Origin of the sequence: Arcobacter vandammei, from assembly GCF_016106035.1 — a bacterium.
In the GTDB taxonomy this organism is placed as follows: domain Bacteria; phylum Campylobacterota; class Campylobacteria; order Campylobacterales; family Arcobacteraceae; genus Aliarcobacter; species Aliarcobacter vandammei.
In genome coordinates this window covers 38,985-58,369 of record NZ_JADKPZ010000009.1, presented here as the reverse complement: position 1 = coordinate 58,369, position 19,385 = coordinate 38,985, and the positions used below count along the sequence as shown (strand labels likewise).

Genomic DNA, 19,385 nt, shown 5'->3' with positions numbered 1-19,385 from the left:
TTCCTATATATTCTAAATTAAAAGCTTGAATTTATCGAAATAAGCTTAAAATATATTAAAAATTAAGAAGGTGTTTTGTGTCTATTTTTGCTTTACAGTCCCATATCGGTGGTTTTTTAGATGAAGATTTGGTAAATTTCAACAAAAGATTTGATGAGTGGTGTATATATTTTGATAGTTATGATGAAGCTATGCAAATAGTTTCTACTCTTGAAAATCCAAATGAGATTGATATAGTTGAGATAACTCCACTTTCATATCCAAAATATTTTTTCAAAGATTTACAAGGAACTATCTATGCAACTAGACAAATTGAAGACAAGATTATTTGTGTAGTTGAGCCAAATATTGGTGCTAGTTTTAGAATTGCAATTTGTGATTTAAAAACAAGAAAAATGAGACTTACAAAAACTTCATATAAAACAATCCCAAGTATTGAAGGTGCTTTTGTTAATTTTGGAGAGTTGAGTTAAAACTATCTCTTTAAAATTCCTTTGATTTCTAATGCTTCCAAAGTTATAGCTTTTCTTTTGCCTAAATCATCTTTTGATTTTGTATCAATATTTGTAGCAAAAAACCAGACATCATTTTTAGTTTCTATAAAGCCAACATACCAGCCATATTTTCCTTCCCAACCAGTTTTTGCAAAAATTTTATACTCCAAACTGTTTTCATCAAGCATAATATCTTTTAAAACTTCTATATCATCTTTTTTAAAAGGTAATTCATTTTTATACAATTTTTTTAAAAATTCTACTTGACCAAAAGTATTAATTTTCAAGCTTTCATCAAGCCAAAAATCGCTTATATTAACACCAATATTTTTATCCCCATAATCAAGTATTTTCAAATATTTTTTATATTTTTCAAACCCAATTTTTAAAGCAAACTCTTTATAACACCAAACACAAGAGTTTTTAAAAGCACTTTTCAAAGTTTGATTTGTATTCCAAGGTTCATATTCTCTTATTTTTTTATCCCAAACTATTACAGAATTTTTATCCACAACTCCTTCATTTAAGGCTATCAAACTATTTGGTATTTTAAAAGTTGAAGCTGGAGAAAAAAATATTTTTGCTCTATTTTCATTGAAAATATATACTTTTTTCTCATCTAAAGACTTAATTACTATTGTTCCATCAGCTTCATATTTGTGAAATATTTTTTCAAGCTCTAAGTCATTTGCTAGTAAATTTACTAAAAAAGCTATTGCTATTTTAAATATAAATATTTTTTTAATCATTTCTAACCTTGCAAAATATTCACTATTAGATTTATAATAGTTTCTTTTTGTTTTGGTTCACTTTTTGCAGTCATAAGTGATAGTGCAACTAAAGCATTATCATTTATTTTGAGTTCCCCATTTGATTTATATAGCATATTGTTTTTACTCAAAAAAAGTATAAACATAAAAGCACCTATTCTTTTATTTCCATCATTAAAAGGGTGTCCTTTGATAATATAATAAAGCAAATTTGCAGATTTTTCTTCAACACTCTCTAGCAAATCAACTCCACCAAAAGTTTGATAAATATTTCTTAAAATTCCTTCAAATTCTCCTGCTTTTTCTCTTCCAAAAAGTTCTGTTGCTTCGCCTTTTTTGATAAGTTCATCTTTTAGTTGTGCTATATAATTTTTTGCTTCATCACTATCTAATATAAATTTTGCCTCCTTTGGTACAAAATCTATTTTCAAAGAGTCTTCATCATAACCTTGTAAAAGTGTCCAAGTTCTTGAGTAATTTAAAATTACATCTAGCAAACCTTTTGCTTCGTTTAACTCTAATTGGGATTTTGAAATATTATCTTTTAATAACTCTATTGTTTTCTCTAGCTCTTTAAGTCCTTTTTCTTTTACTCTTTTTTCATTTATAGAGTATCCATTTATAAGATAATCTTTTAAAATCTTTGTTGCCCATTGTCTGAATTTTGTAGCCGTAATTGAATTAATTCTATATCCAACTGAAATTATCATATCTAAATTATAATGTTCAACTTCTCTTTCAACTTCCCTATTTCCCTCTTTTTGAACTATTCGAATTTTTCGAATAGTTGGATTTTTATCAAGCTCTTTTTGTTTAATTATATTCTTTATATGATAATTTATTGTATTTATTTCTACACCAAATAACTCACTTAATTGCTTTTGAGAAAGCCATAATGTTTCATTTTCAACAGAAACTTTAAGTTCCATTTTTCCATTTATATCTTCATAAATTACAATCTGATTTTCCATATTCATCCTTTAAAAAAGCCCAACATTCTCAAACTCCCCACCCCTAAAAACTGTATAACTTTTTTGACAAACTAAAGATGGAATATTTATATAATCTTGATTTCCTATTTTATAAGATTTACCTTGATGATAATGCCCTTCAACTATAATATCTTCACTATAATTTTTTACTCTTTTTTTCACAAGCTCTTCAAAATAGTGTAAATCATGGCAAATATTTTTATTTTCCAAAGCTTTTTCTATCTTTTTTGATATAAAAAAGTTTATATCTATAAAATTCATAAACTTTAAAAAAGCACTATTTCTTATAATCTTACAAAATAGTTCATATTTCCAATCTATAAAATTATCACCATGAGAAAGTGCTATATATTTATCTTCAAAATCTAAGATAAAAGGTTGATTTTCTCTTTTTATTACTTTTATTTTTGGAAAAAGTTTTTGTAAGTTGTAGTCGTGATTTCCCTCTAAATAAACTATCTCATAGCTATTTGAAATCCTATTTAAAAGCTCTATCATATCTTTGTTTAGTTCTTTAAAATATGTTATTTCGTAGCATAAAAAATCAAAATTATCGCCCATTAAAAATATTTGAGAACAATCTAACTCTTTTTTTTCTAATTTTTCTAAAATTCTTTTAAACTCTTGATTTTTGCTGTTGTAGTGAGAGTCAGCTATAAAAATAGCCCCCTCTTTCAATATAAGATTCAAGCTTATAGCTCTAACTCTTTGTAGTATATTTTTAAAACTTCAAAAGTTTTAGTTCCACCAGGTAGTGTTGCATTAAACTCATCACCTTCAACTTTTCCCATAAGCTGTTTTGCTAAAGGAGAGTTAAAAGAGATTAAACCTTTTTCAACATTTGATTCAACTCCCCCAACAATAGTATAAGTAAATTCATTATCACTTTCAACATCAACTAAATCAATCGTTGAACCAAAACTTACTCTATCGTGTGGTAAAACAGAAGGATCAACAATAACAGCCTTTGAAATAGTATTACTTAATTCAGCTATTTGAACATCAAGAAGTTTTAATTTCTCTTTTGCACTATGATATTCGGCATTCTCTTTTAAATCCCCTAATTGTCTTGCTTCATCTAGTGCAACTACAGTTTCTGGTCTTTCAACTGACTTTATAAATTCCAACTCTTTTGTTACTTTATTGTACCCAGCAAGTGTCATTGGCTCTTTATCCATAACATCTCCCATAAATATTTTTGTGTTATAATAGCCAAAAATTAGTAAAGAAGATTTAAATATGCAATATAATAGAACGAAAATGCTTTTTGGAGAAGAAGCTTTTAATAAATTCCAAGAGACAAAAATTATTATTTTTGGAGTTGGTGGAATTGGAAGTTTTGCTTTAGATGCTCTATATAATACAGGAATTACAAATATCACAATCGTTGATTTTGACACTTATGAACCTTCAAATCAAAATAGACAATTAGGAAGTCACGGAAATATAGGTAGAGTAAAAGTAGAAGTGATGAAAGATAGATATCCAAATGTAACTGCTATTTGTGCAAAAGTTACACCAGAATGGATAGATAATTTTGACTTCTCATCTTATGATTATATACTTGATGCAATTGATGATGTAAAACCAAAAGTACATTTAATAAAAAAACACTTTACAAAGATTATAAGTACAGGTGGCGGAGCAAAAAGAATTGACCCTACAAAAATAGAATATAAATCTATTTGGGAAACTTATAATGATAAGTTTATAAAAAAAGTAAGAGAAGAGCTAAAGAAACAAGGCTTTAAGAAAAAATTTAAAGTAATTTTTTCAACTGAAGTTCCTCTATGTGTAGATAAAGGTAGTTTTGAAGGTGTTACAGCATCTTTTGGACTAATGATGGCATCTGTTACTATTCAAAAAATAGTAAAGAAATTGCAAAAATAACTTAAACTTAGTCAAAGTTTAAAACTTATATAATATTTTACTTATACTTTAAAAAGGATTTACATGAGCGGTATTAGTGGTAGTGTTGAGCAAATGACACAAGGACATTTAAGAAATGTTCAACAATTAGCAGTATTTTACACTGGTCATAATAATATTTACGCAATCAATATAGCAAAGGTTAAAGCTTTCATAATTACTGAAGAAGTAGCAATAAATGATACTCCAAGAGATACAGATATTATTGCTGGAATTGCAACAATTAGAGGTGAACCAGTTACTTTAATAAATCTTGATGCTTGGCTAGGTCTTACACCTTTGGATATTAAGGATTATAAATTAATTATTTTTTGTGAATTTAACCACAAAAAAATTGGTTTTCTAATAAAAGATATGCTTGATATTGTAGAAAAAACAACTCAAGAATTAAGACATACAGAAGAGACAAATTCAAAAATTACTTATACAACTTATGTAAAAGTAAACAATAAAGATGAACTTTGCACAGTTTTTAATGCTGAACAACTTTTAAGAGATATTAAATGGACTGATGATGGCGAAGATGATGTTAGAAAATATGTTGAAGGTAAAATTGAATCATCAAAAGTTATTTTAGCCGCTGAAGATTCAGGAGTTGCTAGAGAAGTTTTAACAAAATTCTTTAAACAAACTGGTGTTAAATATGAAGTTTATGCAAATGGAACTCTACTTATTCAAAGATTGGATGAATTAAATCCAGAACAAATAGGTATGGTTTTAACAGATATAGAAATGCCTGGAACTGATGGTTATCAAGTTGCATCTTATATAAAAAATAATAAAAAATTTGAACATATTCCAGTAATTGTAAATTCATCTATGACAACAGATGCTGTTAGAGGGAAAATGGAACAAATAGGGGTTGAAGGATTTGTTGGAAAAACAGATATTAATACTCTATATGATTTAACTAGAAGATTTCTTATAAAATAGAGGAAAACCTCTATTTTACATACTTAACCACTTTTTAAACTCTTCAATTTGAATTTCTGTCTGTTTTGTAGAAGTTCCCCCATAAGAGTTTCTACTATTCATAGAATTTTCTAAATTTAAATAAGATACTATCTCTTCATTTATATTTTCAAGCTCTTTTGATGATTTTCTAATCTCAGATATATTTAACTCACTTATATCTTTGTTTAAACTATTTGCAAAACTTACAACATCTTTTGTAATATAGTATGCAGTTCTAAATGGCATATTAAGTTTTTGAACCAAATAATCAGCCAAATCAGTTGCTGTTAAATGCCCTACTTTACAAGCATTTCTCATAGAATCAACATTTACAATCATAGTTTTTATAACTTCATTTAAAATACTAAGTGAAATTTCAATAGTAGCAACTGAATCAAAAACTCCCTCTTTGTCCTCTTGTGTATCTTTGTTATATGCAAGTGGAAGTGATTTCATAACTGTTAAAAGTGAGATTAAATTTCCATAAACACGACCAGTTTTTCCTCTTAGAAGTTCTGGAACATCTGGATTTTTCTTTTGTGGCATAATTGAACTTGTTGTTGCATACATATCACTCATTTTTACAAAACCAAACTCATAAGAAGACCATAAAATAAGCTCTTCAGAAATTCTACTAATATGCATCATAGTTGTAGAGATATTAAACAAAATTTCTAGTGCAAAATCTCTATTTGAAACTGTATCCATAGCATTTTGTGATGGTGCTTTAAACCCTAAAAGTTCAGCTGTTTTAAATCTATCAATAGGGTGCGGAGTTCCAGCTAAGGCTGCACTTCCAAGTGGTGAGTAGTTGTTTCTAAGATATGAACTTTCAAATCTTTCAAAATCTCTTTTAAACATATTTGCATATGCCATCATATGAAACCCAAAGTTTATTGGTTGTGCGTGTTGTAAGTGTGTCATTCCTGGCATTAAAGTTTTTGTGTGATTGTTTGCAAGATTTACAAAAGTCTCTATCAAAGTTTTTAACTGCTCTTTTATGCTTAAAGTTTTTTCTTGAACATAAAGTGTAAAATCTGTACAAACTTGGTCATTTCTACTTCTTGCTGTATGAAGTCTTTTTCCTGCATCTCCAATAATTTCAGTTAGTCTATTTTCAACCGCCATATGAATATCTTCAAAAGCTAATGAAAATTTAAACTCTCCACTTTCAATCTCTTTTAAAACTTGATTTAATCCATCTTCTATTGATTTTTGTTCATCAATATTTATTATATTTTGTAAAGCCAACATTTTTGAGTGAGCAATTGAACCTTTTATATCTTGTTTGTAAAGCTCTTTATCAAACATTATTGAAGCATTAAACTCATCTAAAATTTGTGCATTTGTGTTTTTTAAAATTTGGTTATTTTTTTGTGTCATTTAGTAATTCCTACTGGTTTTTATTGATATATTAAGGTTTTATTATATCATAAAAGGTTATAATCTAAGACTTTTATACAATTTTAAGGCTTTAGTTTGAAAAATATTAAAGATATAACAAAAAATACACTTACAAATCTAGCAAAAAATGGAATAGCAACTACTCCTGAAAATTATTTTATAGGATTCAAAGAAGAATCTGAGAAATATGAAACACATTTAGAAGAATTTAATCTATTTGAAATCATAAAAAACTCTATTAGCGAATCTGAAAAAGAGGATTTAGAGATAAAATCTTATAATGATTTGGCAAAAATTTTACAAAAAAGAACTTCAAATGATGATTTAAAAAAATTAGTTGTTGCACTAAATGATATATTAAAACCTTCTGTAAATTTCGATATGCTAGAAGAAATTGAAAAATTTATATCAAAATTATTAGAAAAACCAAGTGATTTAACATCTTCAAACTCAATCAAAACATTAAAAAAGTTATCAAAACAAAGAGTTTCAAACGACAGACAAGTTTTAAAAGAAAAAACTGATGATATCATGAAACTAACATCTTTAATGAGTAGATATTTTGATAAAACATTAACTGATGGAGTTAATTCAAATGAAGAAATTATCAAAATAAAAGATGAATTAGTAGCACTTGACATATCAAAATTTTCACATAGAGAATTAAGAATTGTTCAAAAAAAATTAATTGATACTATTTTTAAAATTGAAGCAGCTTTAAATGAGAATAAACAAATTTTATCAGAAAATAAAGAGAGATTTGATTATTTAAATAAACAAATTGAAGAGCTTCAAAAAGAGCTAGTTTTAGTAAAAGAAGAGCATCAAATCGACTATCTAACTTCATTATTAAATAGAAGAGCTTATGATTATGAAGTTGAAAAAATGGAGAGAAAATATCAAGTATTTAACTCAAATTTTGCAATAGTATTCTACGATATTGACCATTTTAAAGATATAAATGATAAATATGGACATGCTTGTGGAGATGCTGTTTTAAAAAGTTTTGCAAAAATCTTAAAAGATTTGACTAGGAAAGAGGATGTTATAGCAAGATATGGTGGAGAAGAGTTTGTAGCTTTAATCCATTATCAAGATGAAGTTGAAGTTTCAAGATATGTAAAAAGAGTAAAAAACACTATCAAAGATACAGATTTTATCTACAATAAAGACAAAATAAAAATTACCTTTTCTGCAGGAATTAGTTTTAGAAACAAATATGATACATTTTTAGAGGCTAAAAAACGAGCAGATGAGCTACTTTACAAATCAAAAAATCAAGGAAGAAATATTATCTATTTAGATAATAATGAAGAGTTATAAAATTTGGAGTTTTAACTCCAAATTTCAAGTTGTGGAATACATGACATTGATTTAAAAATATAACTTTTTGAAATTATTCCTTTCAAAGTCCCTTCTTCATCAACAACAGCCATCGTTCCTATTTCAAAATCAAACATTATTTTTACAACATCTTTTAGTTCTGCATCTGGTGTTGTTGTTATTATTTGTGGAAAAGCAATTTCTCTTAGTCTTCTATTTAAAAATAGATTTGGTTGATCTAAATTTTGTATCAATAAAGATAAAATAAATTTTGCATCAATTAAACCTACAATCTTCTTATCTATTGTTGTAACAGGAATTTGTGCAGTTTTTTTATCTCTTAAAAGCTCATAAGCCTCTTTTATTGTATGGCTATTATCAATATACAACAAATCTTGGCTCATAATATCTTTTACAAAGAAAAACTGATTTCCTTGGTTTATTTGAGATATTTTTTTGTAAGATGATAAAAATTGCTCTTGCTGTTTTTTTTGGTTATTTCTGCCTTGCTCTTGTTTGAAATCTTTTATTGAATCCTCTTGTGGATCAAAAGTAAATTTAGATGTTTCACTAATATTTTTTACATTATATAAATTTTCTGTTGAACTTTTATGATCTATTATTCCATTATTATATATCGTGAACATATTAATTCCTTTACAATTTTACAGATAATAGTAAAAAATAGCTTTTTTTATTATTAAATCTTATCAAAAGATAATTTTTATATAGGTAAAACTCTTATATTTTCATCTATTTTTCTTTGTAGTATTGATTCAATAGCATATAGTGTTCCCATACTTCCTGCACTACATCCACTACAAGCTCCTAAATATCTAATATACAAATCATAATGTGGAGCAGATTCAACTATATCTAAAATCTCCATATTACCACCATCCATAACAAGCATAGGTCTTACATCATCATCTAAAACATCTTCTATTAACTCTATTTTCTGAGTTTTTGTCATCTCTGCAAAAGCTGAATTCATATAACTTGGTTCTTGTTTATTCTCTTCTTCAATTTGGGCTAAAGTTTGTTCTAAAATATCAACTAAATAAATCTCTTTTTCTTCTAAACCACCCGCTTTTATACAGGATTTGCAAAATATTCCAGCTTTTGTAATCTTACCTATTTCTTCAACTGTTGTAATTGAAAAATCTCTTATTGCTTGTTGTATCTCTTTTAAAGTAGTTCTAGCACATTCACAAACAATATAATCATCTTCAAAATCGCTCATATCTCTTTTTTCAGAATTTAAAGCAGCTTTTTTAAGGACAACAAAATTTGTAAATTTTTCATGTAAATCTGTAATACTTAAAGCTGGAATTTGAGGTTCATCTCTAAGAGCAAATTCAACATCTGTTTTAAATAAACTTGCCACTTTTTCAACACTTTTAAAGCTACATAATTCAGTCATCATATCGTTTAAAGCCAATAATAATCCACCCGCAAAGGATTTAAATCTAGCTCTTACAATAATATTATCTTTATTTACAGCCCAATACATTCTAATTGTATCTGCTCCATTTGTCTCAAAATCAGCAACAACCAATCTACAGCCTAACTCTTTTGCTTCAGCTCTTGTAATTTCTCCAATATTTTTTGGGTCTTCGATTCTACTTTCTATTTTTTTTGAATAAGTTATATCTTTGTTATCTATCATAAAAATTCCGTTATTTATTTTATATTTTTGATATTTTATTTAAAATAGGATAAGATTTGTCTTAATTTTGTAATAGCTATTTTAAGCCTTTCTAAATAAAAATTAATTATATTTTTTTTACTTTATTTAAGTTTATGCCTTTACATTATATACTTATTTAGATATTATTCCAAATAGGATAAAACTTGTCCTATTTAAATATTAAAATTTTTTATGGAGAAGTCATGAGTGAAAACCAACAAATACATGACATTATAAACACTGATTATAAACTAGGCTTTGAAACTTTGGTTCAAAGTGATACCTTTGCTAAAGGTTTAAATGAAGATGTTATAAGAGCAATTAGTGCAAAAAAAGAAGAACCTGAATTTTTATTAGAATTTAGATTAAAAGCTTATGAAAAGTGGCTAAAAATGGAAGAACCAGAGTGGTCAAACCTGCAATATCCAAAAATAGATTATCAAGATTATGCCTACTATTCAGCACCAAAAAAAGCCTTAGGTTCACTAGATGAAGTTGATCCTGAGATTTTAAAAACTTATGAAAAACTAGGAATTCCACTAGAAGAGCAAAAAATGTTAGCAGGAGTTGCAGTGGATGCTGTATTTGACTCTGTTTCTATTAAAACAACTTACCAAGAAGAGCTTGAAAAATTAGGAATTATATTTTGCTCTATTAGTGAAGCTGCACATAGATTTCCAGAGCTTGTAAAAACATATTTAGCAAGTGTTGTTCCTGTAACAGATAATTATTTTGCTTGTTTAAATAGTGCTGTTTTTACAGATGGAAGTTTTGTATATATTCCAAAAAACACAAGATGTCCTATGGAATTATCAACTTATTTTAGAATAAATGCTTTAAATACAGGACAATTTGAAAGAACTTTAATCATTTGTGATGAGGGAAGCTATGTATCTTACAATGAAGGCTGTTCAGCTCCAAGTAGAGATGATAGACAACTTCATGCTGCTGTTGTTGAGCTTGTTGCTCTTAAAAATGGACATATAAAATACTCAACTATTCAAAACTGGTATCCAGGGGATGAAACAGGAAAAGGTGGAATACTAAACTTTGTTACAAAAAGAGCTTTATGCAAAGGCGATAACTCAAAAGTATCTTGGACACAAGTTGAAACTGGTTCAAGTATAACTTGGAAATACCCATCTTGTGTTCTTCAAGGAGATAATAGTGTAGGAGAGTTTTACTCTGTTGCACTTACTTCAAGAGCCCAACAAGCTGATACTGGAACAAAGATGATACATTTAGGGAAAAATACTAAATCTACAATCATCTCAAAAGGTATTTCAGCTATGAAAGGTGTAAATGCTTATAGAGGATTGGTTCGAGTTGGGAAAAATGCCCACAATGCTAGAAATATCTCTGAGTGTGATTCACTTTTAATTGGACATAAATGTCAAGCACACACTTATCCATATCATGAGATAAGAAATAGTAGTGCAAATATTGAGCATGAAGCAACAACATCAAAAATTTCAGATGAGCAACTATTTTATCTAAATCAAAGAGGAATAGATGAAGAAGATGCAATTGCTATGATTGTAAACGGTTTTTGTAAAGAGGTTTTAAAAGAGTTACCAATGGAGTTTGCTGCTGAAGCAAAAGAGTTATTAAATATTTCACTAGAAGGAAGTGTGGGTTAATTATGAATAGTTTATTAAAAATTGAAGATTTAAAAGTAAGTATAAATGAAAATGAGATTTTAAAAGGTCTAAATTTAGAGATAAAAGAGGGTGAAGTTCATGCTTTAATGGGTGTAAATGGAGCAGGAAAATCAACTTTAGTTAAAACTTTGGCAGCTCATTATGACTGTACAGTAACAGATGGAAGAATTACTTTTAAAAATAAAGATTTACTTGAGATGGATGTATCAACAAGAGCAAATGAGGGAATTTTTATGAGTTTCCAAAGCCCTGTTGAAGTTGCTGGAGTAAATAATAGCTACTTTTTGAGAACAGCTATGAATGCAAAAAGAGCTTATGAAGGAAAAGATGAGCTTGATGCAATGGCATTTTTAAAACTTGTAAAAGAGGAAACAAATAAGTTTGAAATAGATAGAAAACTTCTACAAAGAGATTTAAATGATGGTTTTAGTGGTGGAGAAAAAAAACGAAATGAGTTAGTTCAACTTTTAATGCTAAGTCCTGATTTAATAATGCTAGATGAGATTGATAGTGGACTTGATGTTGATGCTATTAAAATAGTTGCAAATGTTATAAACTCAATGCTTGATGGGAAAAGATCAGTTCTTATGATTACTCACTATGATAGACTTTTAGAGCTAATAAAACCTGATTTTGTACATATTTTAAGCAATGGAAAAATTGCAAAAACTGGAGATTACTCACTAGCTTTAGAACTTGATGAGAAAGGTTTTGAAGCATTAGGAATAAACAATGCAGATAATTAATTTAAATACAAATTTACCACAAAAGAAAGAGGAAGAGTTCTTAAAAATAGACTTTGCTTCACTTTTTAACTTTGATTTTAAAGAACAAAAGATTTTAGATTTTTCTAAGCTATCTTTAGAATTAAAAGAGCAAAAAGATAGTTTTGTTTATGAATCAAAACTTTTTTCAATTGCAAATAAAATAGATGATAAACAAAAAGTTTTAACTATAAAAGAGAATACAAAAGAGCCTATTTTAATAGTAAATAGTATAAAAGAAGATGATACTCTATTTTCAAATAATCTTTTAATAGAGGTTCTTGATGGAGTAAAAGCAAGTGTGATTGAAGTTTTTATAAGTAATAAGAATAGTTCTTGTTTACTTAGCAATAGAGTTATAAAAGCTAATCAAAATTCATCTATTGAGTATGTAAAAATTCAAGATATTAAAGAAAACAACTCTTTTATTTTATCATTTAAAACTATTCAAGAAGATAGCTCAAATGTTGAGATTTCAAATTTTGAATTAGGAAATGGTTTTGTTGTAAATAGTTTTGAAAATTGTATAGAAAGCCTTGGTGTAAACTATGAATTAAATGGTTTAAATAAACTAAGAAATAGTGCAAATATTTCAACTTTAGTAAATACAACACATAATAATCAAAATTCAAGAAGTAATATAAACTACAAAAACTCACTTTTAGACAATTCAAGAGCTGTTGTAAAAATAAAATCAAAAGTTACACAAAAAGGTCTATATTCAAAAGCATTCCAAAATTGTAACTCAATACTTTTAAGTGATGATGCAGTTATTTTTGCACAACCATTTTTAGAAATTTATATAGATGAGCTTGAGGCTAGTCATGGAACTACAACAGGAACATTAAATAAAGATGAACTTTACTATCTTACTGCAAGAGGAATTCCTAGAAATGATGCTTACTTGATGCTACTTGAAGCTTTTGAATCATCAATAAAAGATAATCTAAAAGATGAAAATCTTAAAAAATTTGTAGAAGAGTATAAAAAAGAGAGCTATATTTAAATGTATAAAAAAGATTTTCCATTTTTTGCAAACTCAAAAACAGTTTACCTTGACAATGGAGCAACAACTCAAAAGCCACAAAGTGTAATTGATAGCACTATTGAATACTACACAAAATATTGCTCAAATACTCATAGAAGCGGTTTTGGAGATGCTGCAAAGGCTACAACAGAGTTTGAAAATACAAGAGAGTATTTAAAAAACTTTATAAATGCAAAGAAAAATGAGGAGATAATTTTTACAAAAGGTGTAACAGAAAGTATAAATTTTATAGCTTCCTCTTTTGCTAAAAAGTTTAAAACTATAATTATTTCTAGCCTTGAACACCATGCAAATATCGTGCCTTGGCAAATGCAAGGAAGAGTTTTAGGAAATGGACTTGAAGTTGTAAATTGTAGCTCTAATTTAGATTTTGATTTTCTTCATTTTGAAGAACTTTTGAAAAAAAATCCAAACTCTTTTGTAAGTGTTGCTCATGTTACAAATGCTTTTGGTGTGGTTTATGATATAAAAAAAATCATCTCTTTAGCTCACTCTTATGGTTGTGTAGTATTAATCGATGGGGCTCAAAGTTTAAGTAGCTTTAAAATAGATGTAGAAGAACTTGATTGTGATTTTTTTGTAATTTCAGCTCATAAAACTTTTGGACCAACAGGAGTTGGAGCAATATATATAAAAGAGAAGTTTTTAAATGAAGTTGAACCTTATCAAACAGGTGGAGCTACAATTCACACAGTTGATTTTGAAAAAGGGACAACTTTTTTAAACTCTCCATATAAGTTTGAAGCAGGAACTCAAAATATTGCTGGAGTTATTGCTTTTAAAGAGGCTTTAAAATATATTGAAAATATCGGATATGAAACAATACAAAAAAGAAAAAAAGAGCTTTTAGAGTATTTAGATAATGAACTAAAAAAACTTCCCGATATAATTTTTTATAACAATATAGAAAATTGTAGTGGAAGTAGAAGCTTCAATTTTGCTGGAATTATGCATGATGATATATCTATTTTACTTGATAAAATGGGGGTAGCTCTTAGAGTTGGACACCACTGTGCTATGCCAATTATGAACAAGCTTCAAATAAAAGGAACAATAAGAGTTAGCTTGGCTTTTTATAATGATTTTGAAGATATAGATAAATTAATAGTAGCTTTAAAAAGAGCTTTAAGTATGTTAAAGGATTAAAAAAATGAATATAGAAAAAAGAGTTGCAGATATAAAAGAGGATTTAGAATTTTTTGATGAAGAGTTAGCTAAATATGAATATATTATTGATTTAGGAAAAAAATTACCTCCTTTTGATGAAGCAAATCAAATTCCTGAAAATTTAGTCCATGGTTGTACTTCTCAAGTTTGGTTAATTTGCGAGAAAAAAGATGATAAGCTATTTTTTTATGGAACAAGTGATGCAATTATTGTAAAAGGTTTAGTTTACATAATCTTACAAATCTTTTCAGACTCTTCAATAAAAGAGTTAAAAGAAGTTGATATGGATATTATAAAAGAGCTTGAATTAAGCGAGGTTATAACTCCAAACAGACAAAGTGGAGTTATTGGAATGATTAAAAAAATAAAAGAGTATGCTTTAAAATATTAAAGAATTTAAAAAATAGGATAAAAAATGAGCGGAATTTTTAATAAAGAAGAGATAAAAGAGAAAATTATAGAGAATTTAAAAAAAGTTTATGACCCTGAAATACCAGTAGATATTTACAATCTTGGACTTATTTATAATATTGAGCTAGAAGAGAGAGAAAATTATCTATTTTGTGAAATTGATATGACTCTTACAAGCCCTGCATGTCCTGTGGCTGATAGTTTACTTGAACAAGTGCGATATGTTGCTATGGCTGTTGATGAAGTAGATGAAGCAAAAGTAAATTTGGTTTTTGAGCCAGTTTGGGAACCATATATGATGAGTGAAGATGCAAAAGAGATTATGGGTGCAAGTGGAGCGGCTATAGCTTGGTAGAAATTTAGTCTTAAATTTCTACTAGCTAAAGTTCTTTATGGCTTCTAAAACATCACTAGCTTTTATTTGCTTCATACAATCATGATGTTTTAGTGGACAAACTCTTTTCATACATGGCATACAATCAAGATTTTTACTTACAATCAAGCCATTTTTCTCATTTCTCCACTGATTTGTTTCTGTTTGTTTTGTTGGTCCAAAAATAGAGATTGTTTTTACTTTATAAGCAGCTGCAATATGCATAGGTCCGCTATCGTTTGTAATAAACAAATCTAATCCAGCTATTTTTTCTATTAGCTCTTTTATGCTAGTTTTTCCAGCTAGATTTTGGTAGTTTTTTACACCATTTTTTACTAGCTCTTTTTCAATATCATTTGCCATATCAATCTCACTAGGTCCTCCAAAAATTACAATATCATAAGAGTTTGCTAAAGATATTGCAACTTTTGCAAACTCTTCTGGATACCATCTTTTGGCACTTCCATATGTTGCCCCTGGATTTATTCCTAAAGTTTTTTTAGAGTAAGAAAAGGGTGTAAAATATAGCTTTAAATCCCCTGCTTCATTTTTTAGATTTAAAGCTTTGTTTACAAAATCATTGTATCTAATAGCAAGATGTATCTCTTTTTTTGTAAGTCTTTTGTAGCCAAACTTCTTTTTTGCTTTGACAAAAAACATCATAAATTTTGATGAAAAACTTCTTCTAAAAGAGATTGCTAAATCAAATTTTCCTAAGCTTTTTGCTAGATTTATTAAGTTTTTATATCTATTTCCAGTTTTTTTTGTATTATCGATTACAACTTTTTCAATATTTGGATAGTGTTGAAAAGCTTGTGTTGAGACAAATGAGCCTAAAAGTGTAATTTTGGCACTTGGATATGTTTTTATAATATTTTGTATTGCAGGAGTTGCCATTATTGCATCTCCTAGCCAAGTTGGTATCTCTATAAATATTTTCATTTTTCTTTTTCCTGTAACAACTTTTTAAAAGCAAAATATTGTGGATATTTTACAATTTTTTCATCTCTATTATCAACTAAACCATAACCAGGAGCTATTAACTGATGCCAATAAACTCTTTTTATCTTCTTTGATTTTTTTGCTATTTCAAAATACTCTAACATATATTTTGTGTAGTCTTCACAACTCACACACTCTTTTTCACTTGTTGGTGCATAAGGGCTAGTATTTTTTATAGGCCAATTTGTTTCAGTTATATAGATATCATCACTTTTTGTCTTTGGGCTTAATTTAACCAAAGAAAAAAGCAAATCTATTTTATTTTTTAAATCAAAAATACCATATTGAGTGTTTTTTGGGCTTCCTCTTCTATCAACATATAGCAAAGCTGAAGTTATATCATATTTTATTTTTTTTAGATTAAACATAGCTCGAACATTGTAGTAGTACTCAAAATCTATAACTGAAGGTCCTAAAAGCTTAATATTTGGGTATTTTTCATCTCTTAAATTTTGAGTAATAAAATAAAAATCCATATACTCATTTACAGAAAAAAAGCCCCATTTTAACCTATTTATAGTTGTTCCTATTTGAAATTCATTTGAAATATCTTTAAATTTTGTAAAAATTAAATCTAAATTTTCTTTTAAAAGTTCGTGATTTTCAATATTAACTCTATCTTGTATAATATTTAGTAAAATATTTTTGACGCTTTTTTCATTAAAGCTTTTAGCAAAGTTTACATATAAATCAATATTTTCTATATCATTAAGTGGAACTCTTATTATTAGATTTTTTACTCCTAAATCTTCAATAAGATTTTGTTGAGTGTTTTTGCCATCATCTTTATCTAAATTTACTCCAAGACCTATTAATTCACTATTTGAAACTTCTACTTTTCCACGAAAGAACTTCATAATAAGAGCTGAAATTGGTAATATAAAAATAGAAGACAAAAACATTTTGATATAATCATCAATATTTTTCTTTCTCATAGCTTTTTTAAAAGCTCTATCTTTTATAATATATGGTTGATCTGAGTAATCATCCCAAACAAAATGGCTATTTTTCATCTAAAATCTCTTTTAATCTATTCTCTATTTTTAAATAATCTTCTTTAGTGTAATTTGCATTTAACATAAAATTATTTTGCAATTTTTCATCACTTATTGTTGCCCATCTTTTGCTACTTGCAAACAAACTATCACCAAAAAAAGATAGTGTTTTTGTATTTGTTGCACCTGCAAGATGCATAGGTCCTGTTGAAGTGCTTACAAAAAGAGTTGAAGATGCAATATATTTTGTAAATTCAAGCAAAGTGCCTTTTGAGTCATATATAATAGCTTCAAAATCAAGGCTGTTTTCTATATACTCTTTTGTTTTAGAATCATCTGGTCCAAAAGAGAAAACTATTTCATTGCTACTATCTTTTATACTTCTTGCTAGATTTAAATAATCATCTAAACTTAAATTTCCATCACTACTTCCACCAAATCCAGCATGAAAAATAACTCTTTTTTCTTTTTTTATATCAAGATTTAAAATAGGTCTTGTAAAGTCCAGTTTTATCTCTGGAAATATAGCCTTTGCTAAATCAAGATTATATTGCCACTCTGTTTTTTCTACCTTGCTTCTTCGTTGTTTTATTCGCTTATTAAAAAATATTTGTGCAATTTTTGTAGCAGGTGCAACTCTTTTTTTTATACCACTTTTAAATAGCATTTTTCCTAAAGATGTATCAATATAGCAAGAGATACTTGCATCAAATTTTCTTTTTTTTATATCTTCTAAAGTCTTATTCAAATCGTTTTTATCATATAAAATCACATCATCTATAAAATCTAAACTCTTTGCAAAATCAAAGTTTATTTTTGAAACCAAAGCTGTTAAATTTGTACTTGGATACTGCTCTTTTATAGTTTTAAAAAGGGGTAAAGTTACTAAAAAATCCCCTATTTTATCGTGTCTTGTTATAAGTAAATTCATTTTTGCTTCTTTTTTAACTCAATATTTGCTTCATAAAGCTTTATATATTTATAGAAATTTGTAACCAGATGAGAAAAAGCTATGATTAATCCCACATATCCATCTCTAAATCCTTGCTTAAAAATATATGTTTTTATAAATGAATAAAGTCCATTAAAAAATGCTTTTGTTGGGCTTGAAGATTTTTTCCCCACATTATTTTGTGCAAAAAGTGTTGAGTATCTATCTGCTTTTATTATAAATTCTGAAATTGTATGATAGCTGTAATGCTCGACATTTCCCTTCAATTCTTCCATTTTTAAACCATCAGTTATAATATCTTCGTGAACATCATTTGAGTTATATGAAGTTGTTTTTCTATTATATAGTCTTTTTATTTTTTGATTATTCCAACCACAATATTTTACTTGAATATCTTTGTAAAATGCTTTGAAATTGAGTCTATAAACAGTTTTTTCATCTAAATTTTTGTTTTTTAGTGTAGAAAAAAGTTCACTATCAACAACCTCGTCACTATCAATAATCAAAATCCAATCATTTAAGGCAAAACTTGCTGCTTGGTTTTTTGTCCAACCAAAACCTTTGAATTCACCTTGCACTAAATTTACATTTGAAAACTTTTTTGCAATATTCATTGTTTCATCAGCTGATCCATTGTCATAAACCACAACATCAGAAAAACCAACTAAACTTTGAAGAGTTTTTTCTATAGTTTTTTCATTGTTTTTTGCTAGTACAACTACACTTATATTCATTTGTTACTCAACTTTTTTGTAAATGCTTTAAATCTATATTTTAAGATTTTACTTAGTGTAAAAATCTCATCTGCACTTTTTAATCCATCTCCATCAACCCTATAAATAGCACCATTTATTCCAGAGAAATCTTTGTGAATTGCATTTCCTATTCTAAAATTATATTTATAATATTTTTTTGCCTCTTTTAAAATGCTTTGATTATATTTTCCAAAAGGAAATACAAAACTATCCACTTTTACACCCAGTTTTTCTTCTAAAATCTCTTGTGAAACTCTTAGTTCTAAATCCAAATCCACTTCATTTTCAAGTAAATTTATATGTGAATGCGAATGCGAAGCAAACTCTACAAGCCCACTATCACGCATTTCTTTCAGCTCTTTGTATGTACAAAAAGTTGCTCTTTCATAATTTATAAACAAATCATTATGCTCAAAATTCATTCTATTTTCTGGCAATTCATCAGTATCTTCTAAAATATATTTTGACGGAATTGCTAAAAGTGCTTTTAGATTATATTTTTTCAGTAGTGGAAAAATAAGAAAATAAAAATCAGCATAAGCATCATCAAAAGTAAGACAAATAGAGTTTTTCTCTACTTTTTCAGCTGGAAAAACTGATACAAAATTCTCTTTTATATATTTTAAATGCTCTTCAAAAATAGCCAAATCATTTGAACATCTATCACTATTTACATGATGGTACATAACACTAATCAACAA

General features: G+C 27.4%; 22 protein-coding genes. 10 read left to right on the top strand and 12 right to left on the bottom strand.

Annotated features, from left to right (window positions below; translation table 11 throughout):
• Nucleotides 1-77 precede the first annotated feature (77 nt).
• Complete coding sequence (locus tag IQC44_RS06420; protein WP_198305520.1) at nt 78-473, top strand: hypothetical protein; 396 nt, start codon at nt 78-80, stop codon at nt 471-473.
• Nucleotides 474-475: 2 nt separating this feature from the next.
• Here IQC44_RS06420 and blaOXA read toward each other — a convergent pair whose 3' ends face one another.
• From blaOXA to greA, 4 genes are read right to left on the bottom strand one after another with little or no spacing between them, the layout of a single operon-like run.
• On the bottom strand, nt 476-1,243 hold the full coding sequence (gene blaOXA, locus IQC44_RS06415; protein WP_198305519.1) for a class D beta-lactamase: 768 nt from the start codon (nt 1,241-1,243) through the stop codon (nt 476-478).
• Nucleotides 1,244-1,245: 2 nt separating this feature from the next.
• The gene (locus IQC44_RS06410) at nt 1,246-2,235 is read right to left on the bottom strand and encodes a virulence RhuM family protein/type II toxin-antitoxin system death-on-curing family toxin (protein WP_198305518.1); all 990 of its coding nucleotides are present in this window, start codon (nt 2,233-2,235) and stop codon (nt 1,246-1,248) included.
• A gap of 9 nt (nt 2,236-2,244) precedes the next feature.
• Nucleotides 2,245-2,946 carry a UDP-2,3-diacylglucosamine diphosphatase gene (locus tag IQC44_RS06405; protein WP_198305517.1) on the bottom strand — a complete coding sequence of 234 codons (702 nt, stop codon included), beginning with the start codon at nt 2,944-2,946 and terminating at the stop codon, nt 2,245-2,247.
• Nucleotides 2,947-2,948: 2 nt separating this feature from the next.
• Nucleotides 2,949-3,434 carry a transcription elongation factor GreA gene (gene greA, locus IQC44_RS06400; RefSeq protein WP_198305516.1) on the bottom strand — a complete coding sequence of 162 codons (486 nt, stop codon included), beginning with the start codon at nt 3,432-3,434 and terminating at the stop codon, nt 2,949-2,951.
• 61 nt (nt 3,435-3,495) lie between these two features.
• On the opposite strand from greA, the gene IQC44_RS06395 reads away from it, so the two are divergent.
• Both IQC44_RS06395 and IQC44_RS06390 read left to right on the top strand, forming a co-directional pair.
• Nucleotides 3,496-4,146, top strand: a complete 651-nt coding sequence (locus IQC44_RS06395; protein ID WP_198305515.1) for a ThiF family adenylyltransferase — start codon at nt 3,496-3,498, stop codon at nt 4,144-4,146.
• A gap of 63 nt (nt 4,147-4,209) precedes the next feature.
• The gene (locus IQC44_RS06390) at nt 4,210-5,118 is read left to right on the top strand and encodes a chemotaxis protein CheV (RefSeq protein ID WP_198305514.1); all 909 of its coding nucleotides are present in this window, start codon (nt 4,210-4,212) and stop codon (nt 5,116-5,118) included.
• A gap of 15 nt (nt 5,119-5,133) precedes the next feature.
• On the opposite strand, the gene argH is transcribed toward IQC44_RS06390, so the two are convergent.
• Entirely contained in the window at nt 5,134-6,522 is a 1,389-nt protein-coding gene (argH, locus tag IQC44_RS06385; RefSeq protein WP_198305513.1) for an argininosuccinate lyase, read from the bottom strand.
• Between the two features lie 96 nt (nt 6,523-6,618).
• Between argH and IQC44_RS06380 the strand changes: the two genes are divergently transcribed.
• The gene (locus IQC44_RS06380; protein ID WP_198305512.1) at nt 6,619-7,866 is read left to right on the top strand and encodes a GGDEF domain-containing protein; all 1,248 of its coding nucleotides are present in this window, start codon (nt 6,619-6,621) and stop codon (nt 7,864-7,866) included.
• 11 nt (nt 7,867-7,877) lie between these two features.
• On the opposite strand, the gene IQC44_RS06375 is transcribed toward IQC44_RS06380, so the two are convergent.
• Together IQC44_RS06375 and IQC44_RS06370 are read right to left on the bottom strand one after the other, a co-directional pair.
• Nucleotides 7,878-8,513, bottom strand: a complete 636-nt coding sequence (locus IQC44_RS06375; protein ID WP_198305511.1) for a CBS domain-containing protein — start codon at nt 8,511-8,513, stop codon at nt 7,878-7,880.
• Between the two features lie 77 nt (nt 8,514-8,590).
• On the bottom strand, nt 8,591-9,535 hold the full coding sequence (locus IQC44_RS06370) for a NifU family protein (RefSeq protein WP_198305510.1): 945 nt from the start codon (nt 9,533-9,535) through the stop codon (nt 8,591-8,593).
• A 224-nt stretch (nt 9,536-9,759) separates the two neighbouring features.
• Between IQC44_RS06370 and sufB the strand changes: the two genes are divergently transcribed.
• The 6 genes from sufB to IQC44_RS06340 are packed head-to-tail and all read left to right on the top strand — an operon-like array spanning nt 9,760 to nt 14,962.
• Nucleotides 9,760-11,196 carry a Fe-S cluster assembly protein SufB gene (gene sufB / locus IQC44_RS06365; protein ID WP_198305509.1) on the top strand — a complete coding sequence of 479 codons (1,437 nt, stop codon included), beginning with the start codon at nt 9,760-9,762 and terminating at the stop codon, nt 11,194-11,196.
• Nucleotides 11,197-11,198: 2 nt separating this feature from the next.
• Nucleotides 11,199-11,963: a Fe-S cluster assembly ATPase SufC gene (sufC, locus tag IQC44_RS06360; RefSeq protein WP_198305508.1), complete on the top strand. Its 765-nt coding sequence runs from the start codon at nt 11,199-11,201 to the stop codon at nt 11,961-11,963.
• On the top strand, nt 11,950-12,987 hold the full coding sequence (locus IQC44_RS06355; RefSeq protein WP_198305507.1) for a SufD family Fe-S cluster assembly protein: 1,038 nt from the start codon (nt 11,950-11,952) through the stop codon (nt 12,985-12,987). Before sufC ends, IQC44_RS06355 begins: the two co-directional genes overlap by 14 nt.
• Entirely contained in the window at nt 12,988-14,175 is a 1,188-nt protein-coding gene (locus IQC44_RS06350; protein ID WP_198305506.1) for an aminotransferase class V-fold PLP-dependent enzyme, read from the top strand.
• Nucleotides 14,176-14,179: 4 nt separating this feature from the next.
• A complete protein-coding gene (locus IQC44_RS06345) occupies nt 14,180-14,587 on the top strand; it encodes a SufE family protein (RefSeq protein ID WP_198305505.1) in 408 nt (135 codons plus the stop codon).
• 24 nt (nt 14,588-14,611) lie between these two features.
• Nucleotides 14,612-14,962 carry a metal-sulfur cluster assembly factor gene (locus tag IQC44_RS06340; RefSeq protein ID WP_198305504.1) on the top strand — a complete coding sequence of 117 codons (351 nt, stop codon included), beginning with the start codon at nt 14,612-14,614 and terminating at the stop codon, nt 14,960-14,962.
• A 21-nt stretch (nt 14,963-14,983) separates the two neighbouring features.
• Here the strand turns inward: IQC44_RS06340 and IQC44_RS06335 are convergent, their stop codons facing one another.
• Genes IQC44_RS06335 through IQC44_RS06315 form a run of 5 tightly spaced genes read right to left on the bottom strand, consistent with a single transcriptional unit; the run spans nt 14,984 to nt 19,385 of the window.
• Nucleotides 14,984-15,922 (bottom strand): glycosyltransferase family 9 protein, encoded by a 939-nt coding sequence (locus IQC44_RS06335; protein ID WP_198305503.1) that lies wholly within the window; start codon nt 15,920-15,922, stop codon nt 14,984-14,986.
• Nucleotides 15,919-16,995, bottom strand: coding sequence for a hypothetical protein (locus IQC44_RS06330; protein ID WP_198305502.1), 1,077 nt, complete (start codon nt 16,993-16,995; stop codon nt 15,919-15,921). Before IQC44_RS06330 ends, IQC44_RS06335 begins: the two co-directional genes overlap by 4 nt.
• Nucleotides 16,985-17,908, bottom strand: a complete 924-nt coding sequence (locus IQC44_RS06325) for a glycosyltransferase family 9 protein (protein WP_198305501.1) — start codon at nt 17,906-17,908, stop codon at nt 16,985-16,987. Before IQC44_RS06325 ends, IQC44_RS06330 begins: the two co-directional genes overlap by 11 nt.
• Nucleotides 17,905-18,663: a glycosyltransferase family 2 protein gene (locus IQC44_RS06320; RefSeq protein ID WP_198305500.1), complete on the bottom strand. Its 759-nt coding sequence runs from the start codon at nt 18,661-18,663 to the stop codon at nt 17,905-17,907. Before IQC44_RS06320 ends, IQC44_RS06325 begins: the two co-directional genes overlap by 4 nt.
• Complete coding sequence (locus tag IQC44_RS06315; RefSeq protein WP_228286270.1) at nt 18,660-19,385, bottom strand: polysaccharide deacetylase family protein; 726 nt, start codon at nt 19,383-19,385, stop codon at nt 18,660-18,662. The genes IQC44_RS06320 and IQC44_RS06315 overlap by 4 nt, the downstream gene beginning before the upstream one ends.